The sequence below is a fragment of the Gloeocapsa sp. PCC 7428 genome (genome assembly GCF_000317555.1).
Lineage (GTDB): Bacteria > Cyanobacteriota > Cyanobacteriia > Cyanobacteriales > Chroococcidiopsidaceae > Chroogloeocystis.
Map to the genome: position 1 here is coordinate 41779 of NC_019746.1, position 16457 is coordinate 58235.

At 42.7% G+C, this 16457-nt stretch carries 15 protein-coding genes and 2 pseudogenes; 9 read left to right on the forward strand and 8 right to left on the reverse strand.

Features of this window, described 5'->3' with window-relative positions:
- Positions 1-22: 22 nt before the first annotated feature.
- Positions 23-1042, reverse strand: a complete 1020-nt coding sequence (locus GLO7428_RS24045; protein ID WP_015191189.1) for an AraC family transcriptional regulator — start codon at positions 1040-1042, stop codon at positions 23-25.
- Positions 1043-1094: 52 nt separating this feature from the next.
- On the opposite strand from GLO7428_RS24045, the gene GLO7428_RS27510 reads away from it, so the two are divergent.
- The gene (locus GLO7428_RS27510) at positions 1095-1325 is read left to right on the forward strand and encodes an aspartate-semialdehyde dehydrogenase (RefSeq protein ID WP_155824098.1); all 231 of its coding nucleotides are present in this window, start codon (positions 1095-1097) and stop codon (positions 1323-1325) included.
- 88 nt (positions 1326-1413) lie between these two features.
- Here GLO7428_RS27510 and GLO7428_RS24050 read toward each other — a convergent pair whose 3' ends face one another.
- Positions 1414-1827 (reverse strand): hypothetical protein, encoded by a 414-nt coding sequence (locus tag GLO7428_RS24050; RefSeq protein ID WP_015191191.1) that lies wholly within the window; start codon positions 1825-1827, stop codon positions 1414-1416.
- A gap of 462 nt (positions 1828-2289) precedes the next feature.
- Between GLO7428_RS24050 and GLO7428_RS24055 the strand changes: the two genes are divergently transcribed.
- The 8 genes from GLO7428_RS24055 (at position 2290) to GLO7428_RS29610 (ending at position 11124) form a co-directional block, all read left to right on the forward strand.
- Positions 2290-3330, forward strand: coding sequence for a class I fructose-bisphosphate aldolase (locus tag GLO7428_RS24055; RefSeq protein WP_015191192.1), 1041 nt, complete (start codon positions 2290-2292; stop codon positions 3328-3330).
- Between the two features lie 272 nt (positions 3331-3602).
- Complete coding sequence (locus GLO7428_RS24065) at positions 3603-4640, forward strand: methyltransferase (protein WP_015191193.1); 1038 nt, start codon at positions 3603-3605, stop codon at positions 4638-4640.
- Between the two features lie 42 nt (positions 4641-4682).
- Positions 4683-5189, forward strand: a complete 507-nt coding sequence (gene fldA / locus GLO7428_RS24070; RefSeq protein WP_015191194.1) for a flavodoxin FldA — start codon at positions 4683-4685, stop codon at positions 5187-5189.
- Between the two features lie 208 nt (positions 5190-5397).
- Complete coding sequence (locus tag GLO7428_RS24075; RefSeq protein ID WP_015191195.1) at positions 5398-5697, forward strand: hypothetical protein; 300 nt, start codon at positions 5398-5400, stop codon at positions 5695-5697.
- A gap of 141 nt (positions 5698-5838) precedes the next feature.
- The gene (locus tag GLO7428_RS24080; RefSeq protein ID WP_015191196.1) at positions 5839-7032 is read left to right on the forward strand and encodes an MFS transporter; all 1194 of its coding nucleotides are present in this window, start codon (positions 5839-5841) and stop codon (positions 7030-7032) included.
- Between the two features lie 61 nt (positions 7033-7093).
- Complete coding sequence (locus tag GLO7428_RS24085) at positions 7094-10333, forward strand: non-ribosomal peptide synthetase (protein WP_015191197.1); 3240 nt, start codon at positions 7094-7096, stop codon at positions 10331-10333.
- A gap of 169 nt (positions 10334-10502) precedes the next feature.
- Positions 10503-11027: a tyrosine-type recombinase/integrase gene (locus GLO7428_RS24090; RefSeq protein ID WP_196797660.1), complete on the forward strand. Its 525-nt coding sequence runs from the start codon at positions 10503-10505 to the stop codon at positions 11025-11027.
- On the forward strand, positions 11011-11124 hold the full coding sequence (locus GLO7428_RS29610; RefSeq protein ID WP_304412756.1) for a hypothetical protein: 114 nt from the start codon (positions 11011-11013) through the stop codon (positions 11122-11124). The genes GLO7428_RS24090 and GLO7428_RS29610 overlap by 17 nt, the downstream gene beginning before the upstream one ends.
- Here GLO7428_RS29610 and GLO7428_RS29210 read toward each other — a convergent pair.
- The 6 genes and pseudogenes from GLO7428_RS29210 to GLO7428_RS24115 all read right to left on the reverse strand — a co-directional run.
- Positions 11121-11720, reverse strand: a pseudogene (locus tag GLO7428_RS29210) (Tn3 family transposase); the annotation flags it as partial. The gene GLO7428_RS29610 and the pseudogene GLO7428_RS29210 overlap by 4 nt on opposite strands.
- Positions 11721-11767: 47 nt before the next feature.
- Positions 11768-12412: pseudogene (locus GLO7428_RS29215) on the reverse strand (DUF4158 domain-containing protein); the annotation flags it as partial.
- A gap of 293 nt (positions 12413-12705) precedes the next feature.
- Entirely contained in the window at positions 12706-13014 is a 309-nt protein-coding gene (locus GLO7428_RS24100; RefSeq protein WP_015191198.1) for a hypothetical protein, read from the reverse strand.
- On the reverse strand, positions 13011-14426 hold the full coding sequence (locus tag GLO7428_RS24105) for an ATP-binding protein (protein WP_015191199.1): 1416 nt from the start codon (positions 14424-14426) through the stop codon (positions 13011-13013). The genes GLO7428_RS24100 and GLO7428_RS24105 overlap by 4 nt, the downstream gene beginning before the upstream one ends.
- Positions 14426-15472, reverse strand: coding sequence for a metal-dependent hydrolase (locus tag GLO7428_RS24110; protein WP_015191200.1), 1047 nt, complete (start codon positions 15470-15472; stop codon positions 14426-14428). The genes GLO7428_RS24105 and GLO7428_RS24110 overlap by 1 nt, the downstream gene beginning before the upstream one ends.
- The gene (locus tag GLO7428_RS24115; protein WP_015191201.1) at positions 15469-16407 is read right to left on the reverse strand and encodes an ATP-binding protein; all 939 of its coding nucleotides are present in this window, start codon (positions 16405-16407) and stop codon (positions 15469-15471) included. Before GLO7428_RS24115 ends, GLO7428_RS24110 begins: the two co-directional genes overlap by 4 nt.
- Positions 16408-16457: the final 50 nt, after the last annotated feature.

Here is a 16457-nt window from a genome sequence, read left to right on the forward strand (position 1 = left end):
TGCCTGCTGCCTCTTGCCCCATTCAAACAATCTTGCGGCTAATTTGCCGTTGCCACAACCTGGGGCTAGTGCCAAACTGGCGTCGAAATGCGGCGGTGAAACTGCTGCGGCTTTGATAACCTACTGCGATTGCCACCTCTTCAATCGACATTTCGGTATCGCTCAACAATTGCCGTGCCAACTCCAAGCGCTGTTCTCGAAGACAGCCAAATGGCGTTGTCCCTAAAACTTGACGAAAACCCTGCTTGAGCTTGTAGTCATTCAACCCCACCTGTCGTGCTAGTTCCACGAGCGATGGGGGATGCATCAAGTTTTGTGCCAAAATTGCTTTAGCATAATGTACTCGCTCCACATCATCAGAGCGTAGCAAAAGCCGCTGAGGAGTTGTTTTGTCTTGTTCTAGCCATTGGGCAAATTGTAGCGAGAGTAGTTCTAAAGCTTGACTTTCTAAATAAACCTGCTTGGTAAATCCTTGATAAGGACAATGCAACAATCGCTGCAACACCCGCTGCATTTCAGGAGTCGTTTGTCCTAGTGGACGGTGAAAAAAGGGTCGCGTGTCGCCTTCTAAAAATTGCTGTAATTCGGGCGCGAGAGAGGCAATGTGTTCTGTACCAAACGCTCGCAAACGCTCAGGCTGCAACCAAATCATCACAGAATGCGATCGCTCTTTCCCAGAATAAGCTTCGATTTCTTCTGTATCGGGTAAACAATAAAGATAATTTTGACCAGCTTGCTCAACATATTCATCGGCAATCCCGCGTGTCTGAACGTTGGAACAACCTGCTAAATAAAATTTAGCCGTTAACGGAAATTGGTCATTGTGGTTTCGCTGCAACGACCAATTAGATCTATATTGCTCATTTTGAATTTGAATTTCTAGCGACCAACTCAACCCAAACCATCGCCGCTGTCCTTGCCCTAACCAAGATGGACACGACTCGACCTCTTCAGCACCATCCCAATGCGATGTCATATCACCGCTTTGCTTGCTTTCTTCCCACCGTTGATCGAAGGTAGCTTCCGTGAACGATGTCATCATAATTCAAGGCAAGTGACGTCAATTGTCATTAGTTTAAGTTTCTTAAGAATCTTTGTCAAAAAACAGTAATTTAATGACACGATGCGATCGCGTTGCTGTCATCGTGACGACTCTCCTTATCGATACGACTGCGTACACACAAGCGATCAAATTAGCCAGAGTACCTAACGAACCGTCCCTAACGCTGTTAACAAGCATTTTTCCTTATCTTCTCCCCCCAGAATTGAGGGAAAGCGAGATCGAGTGGAAACCGTTCAAAGTCCCCCACGTGTGGGAGATTTAGGAGGCTAAAAAGACTGGAGCAAAGCCCGTATTGACTTGTGTGTACAGCGTAGAACGAGCGTCTAGCGTGAGACTTCTGGCAACAATAGCTAAAACAATTGAAGAATTTGGCGAAAAATAGAAGTCAATTTAGTACACTCCTCTGTACTAGGCGGAGTCATTCCCTCAAACGCCCATTCTCCAATCGTAGAAAACCGCCATTGCTGCCCACAGTAATCGTACCCCGATGCTTCAATACCAATAGCTTTGTAGGCAGTGGAATTATCCCGATGCAACCGGAGTTGCATTAAGAGACTGCAACAGTGGCAAGATAAGCTATAAACAGGAAAATGAAATGCAATATCAATAGAATCAGCATCATTAAGCTTAGCCGTTTGCCAATCATCCATTAGCCAAGGACTCAAATCTGCTGAGACTTCGGGAAAAGTGTTTTTAAACACATTCACAATAGTTGCAATTTTACTCGCTATTTCAATATTTGTAGCTTGTTCTGTGGCATTCATAGTTTTACAATTCAAAGTTAGGACGACGATCCAACGCAGTTGTGGAAGTTCTTAATTGGGCAGCCTGCCAAACTTCTTGCCAGCGTTCGTTAATCAGTGCTCTTAAGCGATTGATGTCTTTATGAAATAAGCCATCGCGTTGTGCGGCATGTTAGTTGCGGTGATCATGGCAATTTAATGACGTGGTAATTAGTAAAGGACATTTGACTCAAAATTAGCTCGAATTAATTGAAATTGATTTTCACTAATTAAGATTTCCGATTGCTATTTACTTGAAGAAAGATGACACTCTCCTGCTTGAATTGCATTCAAGATGAGGAGAATGCCACTGACCACCTTGTCTTTTTTAAGTGGAGTATCTTGGTATGAACGCTTCGTCTCAAATATTATTGCAATAAATTCTTAATTAAGGCAAGATGTTTAGCATCAGATTAAAAAATGCAATACAACAAGGAGCTTTTCATGAGCAACTATGCAGTGGAAATGAAACAAACGGCACAGGCAATGGTAGCTGCTGGTAAGGGCATCCTAGCAATGGATGAAAGTAATGGCACGTGTAACAAGCGGTTTGAAAAACTGGGCATCCCTGCTACAGAAGATCGGCGACGGGCATATCGCGAGCTAATTCTCACAACTCCTGGACTGGGTGAATTTATCAGTGGTGCTATTTTGTACGATGAGACGATTCGCCAATCAACTCAAGCGGGAGTCCCGTTTGTCAAGGTAATGCAGGATGGTGGAATGATTCCTGGCATCAAAGTAGATACGGGTGCGAAAGATTTAGCAGGACATCCGCAAGAGAAAGTCACTGAAGGACTCGATGGATTGCGCGATCGCATTGCCGAGTATTACAAAATGGGTGCTCGGTTTGCTAAATGGCGTGCAGTCATAACGATAGGAGAAGGCATTCCTAGTCGTGCTTGCATTGAAGCTAATGCCCATGCGCTGGCGCGTTACGTTGCTTTGTGCCAAGAGGGAGGATTAGTACCCATTGTGGAGCCGGAAGTTTTGATTGATGGCAACCATACCATCGAACGCTGCTATGAAGTTACGGATGAAACACTACACGCAGTATTTGTGCAGTTATATCGCCAGGGTGTCGCCTATGACCAAATGATTCTTAAACCTAGCATGATCATTTCGGGTTTAGCGTGTCCAATTCAAGCTCCTGCAGAACAAGTCGCAGAGATGACAATTCAGTGCTTATTAAAGAACGTTCCGGTAAGCGTACCTGGTGTCGCTTTTCTCTCTGGCGGACAAAGCAATAAACAGGCGAGTGAGCATCTCAATCTGATGAATGCCAAATACAAATCGCATTGTCCGTGGCAAATTACCTTCTCCTATGCACGCGCTATTCAACAGCCTGCATTAGAAACCTGGCGTGGTAATGATGCGAATGTAGCTCAAGCACAGCAACAACTACTACATCGAGCAAAGTGCAACAGTGCCGCAAGTTTAGGGCAGTATCGTGCAGAGATGGAACGCGATCTTGCGTTAGTGTAAGTATCAGTCAATTCTAAGTTGGTAAGTCTGCAATTGCTCAGCGCAGCCTTAGCCCGACTTTAAATTGCTGATAACGTACTGTTGATTTCTACTTTAATGCAACCACCAATAGGCTTACGACAACGCGAACTCTGCGAGAAATTGGGTCTTGACTGCAGATTACTGGCAACAAGAGCCAAACAACAAAGAATCAGTACCCACGCCTATATTCAGCAAGTCACGGGTTGGAGCTTGCACAACGAACTGTATTACCCACCACAAAGGAGAGAACAATGAAACTCACTCTCGGTGCTGATAATTTACTTGAAGGTGCAGTTTTGCAAGCTGGACTTATTCCCCAAGCTGCATTACTCCCTGTACTCAGTATGGGCTTGAGCCAAGTAGCGATCGCCGCGATTCGGTTGAATGTGTTCGAGCATCTACATCAACAAACAATGACGGCGACTGAACTCGCCGCAGCAATCGATGCTGATGAATTTGGGGTGCAAGTTCTCTTAGAAAGCTTAGAAGGATTTGGACTCGTGCAGCGCCAGCACGAACGCTATCAATTGACTCAAGACGCAATTCAATACTTCACGGATTCTGGAAATCGCAGTAGAAAAGACTTTGTTTATTTTTTCTTGAGTGATGTCAGTCGCAATCTCGCACAACTAGAAGATAAAATTCGCACAAGCAAGCGGTCAAACTTTCACTTTGCACCACCCTCATCTGAGTGTTGGGCAAATTACCTAACATTTCTCGAAAGCTATCCGCAGCGATCGCTCCCCAAATTGATCAAATGGGCAAAGTTTGATCGTCCACCGCAGCGCCTTCTTGATGTCGCAGGTGGTCCCGCGCAGTATAGTATCGCCTTTTGTCAAAAATACCCCGACTTGAACACCGATATCCTCGAATTGCCACAAACTGTTGAATATGGAACGACTGTCGTTGCCAAAGCTAACTTGAGCGATCGCATTCAGTATATAACTGGAAACTTGCTAGAAGACGAATGGGGTAGTAATTATGATGTCGTTTTGCTATTTAACATCTTGCATAACTTATCCGCAGAACAATGTCAGGTTGCCATCCAAAAAGCATTTCAGGCATTGCGCGCCAACGGAACACTCCTGATCCTAGAACCATTTCATCCTGGCAATACCCGCAAACTAACTGCATTTGAAGGATTTATCTCGCTTGTGTACTTTGCAATGAGCGGCGCGCGTACCTGGTCAAAACCAACGCTGCAACAATGGCTCATTCAAGCTAATTTTGTCAAGTTGCGATTTTCGCAACAGCAGATGACTCTCCTCATTGCTGCAACAAAACCATAGCGCTCTGCAATTATCTCCAGCACATCAACAAAATGTAACACAATGACAAGCGGACTATTTTACGGAACCGAAACTGGAAGTACAGAAATAGCTGCCAAAGCAATTCAGCAAGAATTAGGTAGCGAACTCGTGACCTTATATCCTATTTACAACACCGAAGCTAGCGACTTTGAGCAATACAAGTATATTATTATTGGCTGTCCAACTTGGAATATTGGCGAGTTATCGTCCGATTGGCAAGGATTTTACGATGAGTTAGATGATATCGACTTTCAAGGCAAGAAAGTTGCTTATTTTGGGTTAGGCGATCAATTGGGCTACGATGATAATTTTGTAGATGCAATCGGAATTTTAGAGGCAAAAATTTCGGCGCTTGGTGGTACGACGGTTGGCTATTGGTCTACAGAAGGTTATGAGTTTCGGCAATCTAAAGCGGTGCAAGATGGTAAATTTGTTGGGTTGGCTTTAGATGAAACGAGCCAATCTGACTTAAGCGAAAAGCGAATTAAAGCTTGGGTTGCTCAAATTAAACAAGAATTTGGCTTGTAAATTGTACCGAAGAAAGGCAGAAGATTTAAGTAAACATTTCTACCAAAAGATAAAGATTTAGTCTTCTGTATTTTGCTATTTGGTTTTAAGCAGAGCGAATTTATTGATGGAAAGCCTGACATTTGTATCAAAGTCCCTAATATAGAATATAAAAACCCCTATTCTATTAACGAAATTTCCCTTTTATCCCCTGCCTTCTCAGACAATAATGTATCTTAATTCAACATCTCCAACACCAGAATCGTGTGAAGCTGTGTATCCCGACTTAGCAAGTGCAATTCGCTGTGTGCGCGAACAGTGGTGCGAACTTCATGGATATACGGAACCATTTTGTCGCAATGGTGTGTGGTGGGTATTTCCGCCCAATGGAGTTATACCCGTGTGCATTCGAGATGTTATGAATTCTGATAAAGGGCAATGGGTGCGAATTGGTCGTGTTTCAGTTGCAATCTTACCCGATGGTTCATTTGCGATCGCGCCCAAATCAACTTCTGATCGCACAGATTAATGACGCAAAACCCCGATTGTTGGTGTCGATTTAATTTTAGTTCTAGAAAAAGGTATCTTGGCAAACGAGGAACTCATCTAAAACTTCTCCCACAATAAGAGCGATAAACTCCATTATGGAATGCACAGTTGTTGCAAACGCATGAATCAAAATCTTAGTAAAATTCCCCGCAATGTTTGGATTTTAGGGCTTGGTAGTTTGCTAACAGATATTAGCTCCGAAATGATTCATTCGCTGTTACCTTTATTTTTAGTTTCGGTCTTAGGAGCAAGTGTATTAACTGTTGGGCTAATCGAAGGAGTCGCCGAAGCAACCGCTTCGCTTTTGAAAGTTTTTTCAGGTACTTTAAGTGATTATCTAGGACACCGCAAGCAATTAGTTGTACTAGGTTATGGATTATCAACATTAGTGAAACCGCTGTTTGCTTTAACGACAAGCCCTACTGGAGTTTTGATCGCGCGGTTTGGCGATCGCTTTGGTAAAGGTATTCGCGTAGCACCCCGCAATGCTTTAGTTGCTGATTCAACAAACCCAGAAAATCGCGGTGCTGCTTATGGATTACGTCAATCTCTGGATACAATTGGTGCCTTTTTAGGACCAATAATTGCTTTTAGTTTAATGGCAGCTTCTCAACAAAATTTTCGCCTTGTTTTTTGGTTAGCACTCATCCCAGGTATTCTGGCAGTCATCGTATTAGCAGGAGGTTTACGTGAAGCTAAAGTAAACACCGCTAATAAAAATTATACTTCTTTTCGTTGGCAATTAAACAGTTTAAATAGTGAATATTGGATACTTGTTGTAGTAGCACTAATATTCAATTTAGGGAACTCTAGCAACGCTTTTTTGCTGTTACGCGCGTCGCAAATTGGTATTTCTGCTCCACTAGTACCATTAACAGTAGTTGTCATGAATATCGCTTATTCTTTTAGTGCTTATCCAGTAGGAATACTGAGCGATCGCCTAGGTAGATTTAAACTATTAGTTGGTGGATTTGTACTATACGCTCTAGTATATATTGGTTTTGCCTTTGCACAAACACCTTGGCAAATTTGGGGATTATTTGCTTTTTATGGATTGTATTTAGGCATGACTCAGGGTATAATGCTCGCGCTCATTTCTGATAAAGTACCACCTCAGCTACGCGGTACTGCGTTTGGTTTTCTAAACTTAGTTGTAGGATTTGCGCTACTCCCTGCGAGTTTATTAGCTGGTAGTTTATGGGAATTGGGCAGTTCGCAAGCAACTTTTATTACAGGTAGCTTATTCGCAATTCTCGCAACATTATTATTGATAGCTCATAGAAATAAATATGAGAACTCTCATGGTGATTGGTAACTGGTAATAGGTCATTGCCAGAAACAGTCATTACCCATTACCTACCTACAGAAGGAGATTCATGACATCAACGAACACTAAACAGATTGAGGACATTTATCCACTTTCTCCAATGCAGCAGGGAATGCTGTTTCATAGTCTCTATGCTCCTAATTCAGGAGTTTATATAATTCAGGTTAGTTTTGAAGTCTCTGGTGTCCTCGATATCACAGCATTTGAACAAGCTTGGCAAAAAGTAGCTGAACGTTATGCAGTATTACGCACAGCATTTGTTTGGGAGAAAGTAGAACAGCCGCTACAGGTGGTCGGACGAAAAATTAAAATTCCAATAATTTTTTTAGATTGGCGATCAATCGATATCAAAACTCAACAACAACAGCTTGACACCTTACTACAAAATCAACGCCAAGCAGGATTCAATCTAGCAAAAGCACCTTTAATGAATTTGACTTTAATTCATAAACAGCTAGAATTATATCAATGTGTTTGGAACTATCATCACCTCTTACTCGATGGATGGTCTGTTTCTTTATTGCTTGGAGAAGTTTTAACTTGCTACACAGCTTTGAGTAAAAATCAAGCATTAACTCTAGAAAAAACAACTCCCTACCGCGATTATATTGCTTGGTTACAACAGCAAGATATAGCCCAAAGCCGACAATTTTGGTGCAAAACTTTGGCAGGATTTACCACACCCACACCTTTTAAAGTAGATAAAAAATCACATTTAACTCAAACTAATACTAACAATCAAGAACAGGAGAAAAAACTATCGCCACAAACTTCATCACAATTACAAGCTTTTGCTAAACAGCACAAATTGACACTTAATACTCTGATTCAAGGTGCTTTCGCCTTGATGTTAAGTCGATACAGTGGTGAAAATGATATCGTTTTCGGTGCAACTTGTTCGGGTCGTCCAGCATCATTACCCAACTCGGAATCAATAGTAGGTTTACTTATTAATTCTCTACCAATGCGAGTACAAATTAAGCCGCTGCAAAAAGTTATTCCCTGGTTGCACCAACTTCAGCAGCAACAAACCGAATTACAGCAATACGAATATACTCCATTGTTTGAAATTCAGCGTTGGAGCAATGTTGATCGAGGACTACCTTTATTTGAAAGTTTAGTTATATTTGAAAATTATCCTGTAAAATCAGTAGCAGACATCAATATTCAAAATATCTACACAATTGAGCAAAATAATTATCCTTTATCACTTTACATTGCAGTTGATTCAGTACTAAATTTACGAATTTTATATGATGGCGAGCGCTTTGAATCCACAACAATATCACGGATGCTTGATCATTTACAAACATTGCTGGAAGCTATATTAATTAATCCAGAATGCTGTTTGTCAGAATTACCTACATTAACATCTGCTGAACGCGGATTATTTAGGCAATGGAATAATACAAAAACTGAAATATTTCCACAATGTATTCACCAATTAATTGCTACTCAAGCACAAAAAACGCCTGATGCGATCGCCGCCGTTTTTGAAAACGAACACATTACCTATGAACAACTCAATACACGTGCTAATCAACTAGCACACTATCTACTGCAAGTAACCTACATCACAACAGAAACGAGAGTAGGAGTTTGTTTAAATCGTAGTATTGCCATGCTAATCGGGCTACTCGGAACCCTTAAAGCTGGTAGTACTTATGTCCCGCTTGATCCCAGCTATCCACCCGAAAGGTTGCAGTATATGCTCGAAGATGCTGGAGTCAATGTAATCTTAACGCAAGACAATATCAGATTACCTCTAGTACCACACGCTATCAATATCAATCTCGATCGCGACTGGGAGATGATTGCACACTACAGCGAAGACAATCCACCTCATCAAATCATACCAAAGCATCTAGCGTATATTATCTACACCTCCGGCTCTACCGGCAACCCCAAAGGCGTACAAGTTGTACACTCTGCCTTAGTGAATGTACTACAAAGTATGCAGCAACATTTGCAAATAACATCCGACGATCGCTGGTTGGCAGTAACAACGATCGCATTTGACATCGCCGCAGTCGAGTTGTATTTACCGCTGATCGTTGGCGCAAGTGTTGTTATTAATAGCACCCATGCCATTGATGGCAACAGCTTACAACAATATTTAACAATGCAGCAAGCAACCGTGATGCAAGCGACACCTGCAACATGGAACTTACTTATTGATAGCGGCTGGCGCGGTAGTCAAAACCTAAAAGCAATCAGTGGTGGTGAAGCATTATCAAGTACATTAGTGAAGCAATTACTCGCACGCGCAACGCAAGTATGGAACGTATACGGACCAACTGAAACAACAATATGGTCAAGTATATTTTACTTAACGGAAGAAAACACCGAACTTACTACAACTCCCATTGGTAAACCGCTGGCGAATACACAGTTTTATGTGCTTGATGAGACTTTGCAACCTGTGCCAATTGGCGTACCAGGAGAACTATACATTGGTGGTGCAGGCATAGCACGCGGCTATTGGCATCAACCTGAGTTAACTGCGACGAAGTTTATTCCCAATCCGTTCACAACAGATGGTCGTGAACGGTTATACCGAACAGGAGATTTGGTACGTTATCGCAGTGATGGAGCGCTGGAATATCTAGAACGCATCGACTACCAAGTCAAGTTGCGGGGTTTTCGGATTGAATTGGGAGAGATTGCAACAGTATTGACTCAACATCCACAGGTACAACAAGCCGTTGTTGTGTTGCATCATGACGAGAACTGCGAGGATCGTTTGGTTGCTTATGTTGTGCTGACGGCAGATTGTGGCACTAATCTCGCGAGTACGTTGCGGCACTTTTTGACGACGAAATTGCCAGCATACATGATTCCCTCCGTATTTATATCGATTGACAAACTGCCACTTACAGCTAACGGTAAAATTGACCGCAAAGCTTTACCCGTTCCAGAACTAACTCGCCCAGAACTTGAGACTCAATATGCGATCCCAAGGACAGAAGTCGAGCAAGCGATCGCCCAAATTTGGCAACAAGTCCTCAAAGTAGACAAAATTGGTATTCATGATAATTTTTTCGAGTTAGGTGGACATTCTTTATTGATGGTCAAAGTTCACAACCAGCTCCGTGCCAAATTTACCTTTAATATTTCTTTAGTGGAAATGTTTCGTCATCCGACGATCAGCGCACTTACAGACTACTTCAGTCAAGCAAATGATCCAAAACTTCAACTAGAGGATTTTAGAAGCGAAGAACTAGCAGCAGGGAAGCTACGTTTGCATCAACGTTTGCAACGAAGGAAGCGACCAATAAACGGGAACTAGGCGAAAATAGAAGGTTCGTGCAACCAGGGGCAGTGCTCAGTGTTGTCGCAAAAGTCAACCCTTTTTTTGGGCTAAATTGATAAGTAATACAAATCATAACTTTGCCTTCTTTGTCTCCTTTTAGGCAAAGTATGCTGGAAATATCTACCCCAGCATGAGGGATTGACCCATGCTATTTCTCACCAGCCAACTTCCCTTTTCGGCAAAGATATTTTCTCGCCCTCTACCACCACCGAAAAAATCATCCTCATCAGAACGAGAATATCTACGCATCTTGGAAGTCCAAGCCATGATGAGCGCCGCCAAAAAAGTAGGTCGTCATGGTGTCAGAGATGCAGCGGTTATTCTACTGATGTTTCGTTACGGGCTGAAAACCGCTGAATTAGTAGCTCTGAAATGGTCGCAGATAGATTTAGTAGGAGGCTACATCGAAGTCCGAAGAGCCAAACATGGTCATGATAGCATTCATCCCCTACGTTCTCCAGAACTCAGAGCTTTACGTCAAATTTTCAAGAGTTATCTTGATACCCAATACGTTTTCGTATCAGAACGAAAAGCTCCTCTATCAACTCGCTCAATTCGCCACATCGTAGCTAGAGCAGGACAATTAGCCCGAATACCATTAATAGCATCATCCCCATCAACTGCGCCACGCTTGTGGCTACTATTTAGCTTCCCTGGGACACGACACTAGGGCAATTCAAGATTATTTAGGTCATAAGAATATTCACTATACAGTTTGTTATATGCAGATGACACCCCAAAGGTTTGAGAGTTTCTTTCCGGATTAAGCTACCGATAGTTGCGTTAGCCGAGCAATTCTTTCGGTCATATCCAACTTGAGCGTGCCATAAGGATTGACATGACTAAAAATCAAAGGTGTAATTGCTCTTAAATTAGTTGCAGTAAGCTTTTGCTCCCAATGCTCCTGAGCTAGTACATTCTGAATCATCAAGGTATTCACATGCACCAAACATATTTGCAATAGATGCAAAGATAACATGGATAACTCCTGAGTTTCCAAGCGATATGAGGCAAACTCCCCACCTTTACCGTAAAAGATAAAATCATTAACCCCATTCCATCTTTCCACCACATTTAAGCCTTCATTAACTTCCCGTCGTACTGCCTCATCTTGGAGATATTGACACAGGAAAATTGTCTTAATTGCTCGACCCAATTCCAGCAAAGCTGGATAGGTAGGGTGAACAATCGGATTTTTGCTAAAACGTTTTAATATGGCTTCGGTTTCTGCCGTTCCCAACCTCAAAGCTGTGGCAGACTTCACCATCTGGTCATACTGCTGGCGAATCAAATCCCAATTAATCGGACGGATCAGAATCGGTTGTAGGTTAGGATAGGCATCACTTTGACCAATATAAAAACGAGTTTCGGCGATATTCCCCTGAATAAATCAGGAGGTAAACCAACAGATCAAATACGTTTGAGCTTTTCTATTTCAGTTAAGAAACTACATAGCCCCACTAGACCTGGGTCAGTTTTGAGAAAAGCCAAGTCCGATGCTTTAAGTTTTTCCTGAGGCTTCTCTGATTCAGCTTTTTCTATGTTATTGGTTTCTTCGGTGGTGAGGATAATGTCGATTTGTTCAATATTTGTGGAAGTAAGTTGAGAGAAAGTTTGATTACAGAATAAGAAGTCGTGTTGGTGAATAGCACTACGAATTAAACGTTCAACCTGTTTTGGGGTTGGGGGTTCGATTTGTAAGTTACGAAACTTTTGATAGATAAGTTGAAGGAGGGGTTCAAATCTTTGTTCATTGGGTAAAATGTTTTCAATTAACCAATTGGATATCTCCTCCGAATCAGAGAGAGTAGCAATCCGAAACTCGAATAACTGACGAATTTCTGCACGATGATTTTTGAGAGAACGCCCTTGCCAATTGTATTAAGAATACAAGTTAGGGTCAATTTTTAGTTGTGAGGCGATGTAAAAGATAATAAGGTCTGGTATTTCGGCTGAAGAGTTAGGAAAACGAGCCATTAGTTGAAAAGATTTTAGTAAAATGGCAAAACCAATCTGATTAGCACCGACTTTCTTATTGACCCGTTCTAATTCTTGGGGAAGAAGTGTTCAATTTTCGATGAGTTCTTCTGTATCCCAATGTGGTTTGACCATTCACTCTCTTCTCCGTTCAGGTAATCTCAGTAAGAGTTGAGCATAAATGAATAGATAGTCGTATTTATCAAAAATGCAGATTTAAGATAGTTTGTCAAATATAGTCAAACTAGTATATTTAGAAAACTTATTAACAAGGGGTGAAAACGGGTATCATTCATCATTAAGAGGCAAAAGTTGAAACCTATACACATCAGTGGTTTCAAGTCAGGGTTGCCCTCGGTTGCACCAACCTTCTATTTTTGCCTAGTTTCAGGCTGCTGTTGCGGTTGTACCTCTTTGTTTGGAGCAGTAACCGCATCTGGCAGATTCTGTATATCAGTTTCGCGCTTTGCTACAGTGGCGCGTTCTTTCTTCCACTTACTAATCAACTTCCGCGAACAACCCGTACCCGTCTTTTCCCGCACAAAATCAATCAGCGCGTCATATGTTGTAATACCCTGGGCTTGAGCTTCGTCTAAAGCTTGAAAAACCTCTGCTGTCCGAGAAGCGTGAGGTTGCTTCTTGGTAGTTTCTAAAGGAGGCAAAATAGAAATTTTGCTCATTCTTCACTCTCCAATCGCTGAAAGTAAGGCATGATATCAACTTGGGACGCATCCTTGCCAAACCTACACAGTGCTTGTAAAGGTGAAAGTCGTGCTACCCTCTCTTCCGCAAACCGAAACTTTTTAGCAACTGACCGAACTTCGGTCTGGTCCACTGGCAGCACAATCTTCGTCGCTGAGTTACCAATCAGGTCTGCTGATAAATGACGCTCGGACTGAGAGGCAGCAACCAAAGCTAATCCGTACTTTCTGCCATCAGCTGTGATGCGATCGCAACTATTACCCGAATTTTTAGGCATCTCCTTGGCTTCATCGATGAACAAAAATGTCCGAGGAATTTTGCCTGCTATTTCTCCCATTAGTCTATGTTTATCCATCAACTGTCTAGCCAACGACTCGGCAGCGATTGATTGGAGTGCGGGAGGTAACTTGGATAAATCGACTCGAATTAGTCGTTCTTCAAACTTAGGCTGCGGTCTAGAAAAGATCCCATACTGAAAAGTAGCTGCTAATTTAAGCCGGAGTTTTTCACTTTCTTTACACTTCGGTTTAAGTTCTAACTCATTAAAATTTGGCTCAAATCTTTTAATCAAAGCAGTTTCTAGTTTAAGAAGCTGTTCCCACTCGCTGTCTTGCTGATACCAATGTACTACGGCGCTCTTGCTAACCTTTTTAAGAACGTGATGGTTGCCTGTAAGTCTATTTAGTAAATTCATCGATGCCCCCACGTATATAACCTTCTCGCCTTGCAACACAAAATAAATCCCTGGGGCTTTTGGTGGAGTTGATTGCGGTAAATCTAGTGGATTGATAGTTTGAGCCGAGGCTTGCGTTTCTTCATCAGTAACGGTTTCAATACTGCGGCGATTGATCTCTTCCTCTAAGTCATCAAAGTTAGGCGGCTCTAATAACCAAGTGTCTGGTTTCTCCTGAACAATTCCCCGCTTTTGATAGCAAGTTTTGAAAATTTCTAGTAATTTGCCTTCTTGATTAGGACCTAATACTAAAACTTTCTTGAGCGTTGCTGCTACTGCAATTGCTTGCAGATTGGGACCACCACCTTCGGGATCTGGGTTAACTACTAATGGGTTAATTCCATAAGGCGAAGCCATATGTAAAGGATAAACAACTTCTCCCTCAACTTCCTGGTCGCCGTGGAAATCTATCAAAATAATTTGCGTGTTTGAGTAAAGGCGGTGTAGTTCGTAGGCGATCGCCTTTAATGTTTGCGTCTTTCCCGAACCGCTTGCTCCAATAATTGCAATATGGGCATTAGGTAAAAGCTCAGGATTCCAACGAGTATTTTCCCCAAGCAAAATTCCAGGTGAAGTTGCTACTGGTGCAACCGTCGGTGCATTGCGCACTACCTTCAACACTGGCTCTGGCAATGGCTTAGCTTTTTTCTGAAACATTACAATACCTCCACTGTACGAATAATTAAGCTGCCAGATGCGTAGTAATCACCTAATAAATGCATGACTTCTGTAGGACTTGCTGACTCTAAGCGCACAACTCCCATTTCGCGACCGTATTGCAGCGTAATCGTGTCGAAAGAATCGGCATGAGTAGGCACAACTAAATCCTCAGCATCTTCGACAGTTAGAGTACCGTTGATATACGTTCGTTCGCTTGTTGAGTTTTGATACTGTGTCAAAACTTCAGCAACAACTTGATCTGATAATTGTAATTCTTGAACTTGTAGTTGTATTGGGCTACTGCGTTCAATTAAAATCCGGCTAGCGATAATCTGACAATTTTGCGAACTACCCACTCGGTAGAGTTTGCCTGAAGCATCCTTGAGCAACAAATCTGTTTGCGTCAGTGGTCGCACGACTTCAAACTTTTCATTAACCGACTGCTGAGCGATCGCCCAGCGTCCGTAAACTTGAGCCATCAATAAATACTGCGACCCCTCGCTATTGACAATTTCAACAGCACCTGATGGAATGCCTAGCGTTGAGTTAAAGGTCCTTAAAATACCGCCATTACTATTGATAGCGAGAAGCGCGATCGCTACCAGAATCAGCAATGCTATCACAAAATATTCAGCGGGACTTCCTGTTGATAGTCGCAACTGCGGATTGCCTGGAATCACGAGCCGTGCTGCTGACGGATAAAATGCTGCCACGCCACTTTTTGTAAACACGTCCGCAAACCACCCGCAAAAATACCCCAACACTAGAGCTTGCCACAGCTTGGTTGTGATTAACGCAATTGGCAAAGTAACAAGTGCGATTGCCCCTGTTGCTAGGAAACTGTGAGTAATCGTGCGATGCGGATAGCGCTTTTCTAACCAAGATGAAATAGGTAACAAAATGCGTCCTGGAATACTTTTTGAAGTATCAACGTCTGGTAGTTGAGAAGCTAAAGCGCCCGTCAATAATAACGTTGGTTCAGCCGTTCCCAAGAACAGCGAAGTTGCAGTAGTGGCAAAAACTGCGTGAGTAATGCTTTTCATTGCCCCAACCTCGTTGATTTCTTGGGCAAGCTGTACAACAGCAAGCGCACAATTCCCACCGTAACGCCAACAAGTCCGCCAATCAGGTACAGCGAAGTGCTATTTAGCCCAAGACCAATAAATCTAACGATTGTGAAAACCATCAATCCAGCAATGAGGAATGGAGTACCATCAACCCATTGCGTGTGGTCTGGACTGTTTTCCTCCAAACCTAAATATTCCTCGCGTACTACTCGCTTAGCAAGCATGGGATTTCCACCGCACCTTTGCTGTAGTTGTGCTAATTGTGCAGCAGATAACTCTATCCCCAGTTCTCCAGCAGCTTGCTGCATAATTTCTCGAATCTGGCGGTGCGACAAGGGTTGTAACTCAATCCGAGGTAGCTTGAGAAAAATGTCTTTAGCGGGCGGACGCGAGGCAACTAGTAGCATCGGCTGACCACCACTATGTAATTCTTCTAACCAACAGCGAATTGACACCGAAAGACGGTGAGCATCATCGATTAAGAGAAAAGCCGTAGTCTCGCTCAAAAACTCAGCGATCGCTTCCATCAACCCTGTTACGGTAAGTGCCTTACCCTCGATGGACTCGGTATCAGCACCAAGCTGAGCAGCAATTGAGAGTAGAATTTGCTTTGGAGTTGCCGGATTAGTCGTTGCTAAAGGAAACCCAGCTTCAGCTAGATCCACAGCAACACTATCTACTAAAGTTGTTTTCCCGCAACCAGGTTCTCCGATAACGAGCAAACTAGAATCTGCTTTTAGCGCGGCGACAATCCGATTTTTTTCTTCCACTCTATAGAGGAGTGGCGAAACGGAATCGGAACTGGAACTCGTGACAACTCCTACACTTCGCCGCTGCTCGTGACTAACTTCATAAATATAAGTCCGCTCCTCGCCGCTAGCGAGTCTGCGTCGATGTTGCTTGATGCCCATAGTAACTTCTACACTCTACGTGCGGCTTAAGATAAAGCCCAAGAACAGCG

What these genes read in the sequence shown, in the direction of transcription:
- GLO7428_RS24085 (WP_015191197.1), top strand. Translation starts at nt 7,094, where the DNA reads ATGACATCAACGAACACTAAACAGATTGAGGACATTTATCCACTTTCT.
- GLO7428_RS24100 (WP_015191198.1), bottom strand. Translation starts at nt 13,014, where the DNA reads ATGAGCAAAATTTCTATTTTGCCTCCTTTAGAAACTACCAAGAAGCAA.
- GLO7428_RS24090 (WP_196797660.1), top strand. Translation starts at nt 10,503, where the DNA reads ATGCTATTTCTCACCAGCCAACTTCCCTTTTCGGCAAAGATATTTTCT.
- GLO7428_RS24045 (WP_015191189.1), bottom strand. Translation starts at nt 1,042, where the DNA reads ATGATGACATCGTTCACGGAAGCTACCTTCGATCAACGGTGGGAAGAA.
- GLO7428_RS24055 (WP_015191192.1), top strand. Translation starts at nt 2,290, where the DNA reads ATGAGCAACTATGCAGTGGAAATGAAACAAACGGCACAGGCAATGGTA.
- fldA (WP_015191194.1), top strand. Translation starts at nt 4,683, where the DNA reads ATGACAAGCGGACTATTTTACGGAACCGAAACTGGAAGTACAGAAATA.
- GLO7428_RS24115 (WP_015191201.1), bottom strand. Translation starts at nt 16,407, where the DNA reads ATGGGCATCAAGCAACATCGACGCAGACTCGCTAGCGGCGAGGAGCGG.
- GLO7428_RS24080 (WP_015191196.1), top strand. Translation starts at nt 5,839, where the DNA reads ATGAATCAAAATCTTAGTAAAATTCCCCGCAATGTTTGGATTTTAGGG.
- GLO7428_RS24075 (WP_015191195.1), top strand. Translation starts at nt 5,398, where the DNA reads ATGTATCTTAATTCAACATCTCCAACACCAGAATCGTGTGAAGCTGTG.
- GLO7428_RS24110 (WP_015191200.1), bottom strand. Translation starts at nt 15,472, where the DNA reads ATGAAAAGCATTACTCACGCAGTTTTTGCCACTACTGCAACTTCGCTG.
- GLO7428_RS24105 (WP_015191199.1), bottom strand. Translation starts at nt 14,426, where the DNA reads ATGTTTCAGAAAAAAGCTAAGCCATTGCCAGAGCCAGTGTTGAAGGTA.
- GLO7428_RS24065 (WP_015191193.1), top strand. Translation starts at nt 3,603, where the DNA reads ATGAAACTCACTCTCGGTGCTGATAATTTACTTGAAGGTGCAGTTTTG.
- GLO7428_RS24050 (WP_015191191.1), bottom strand. Translation starts at nt 1,827, where the DNA reads ATGAATGCCACAGAACAAGCTACAAATATTGAAATAGCGAGTAAAATT.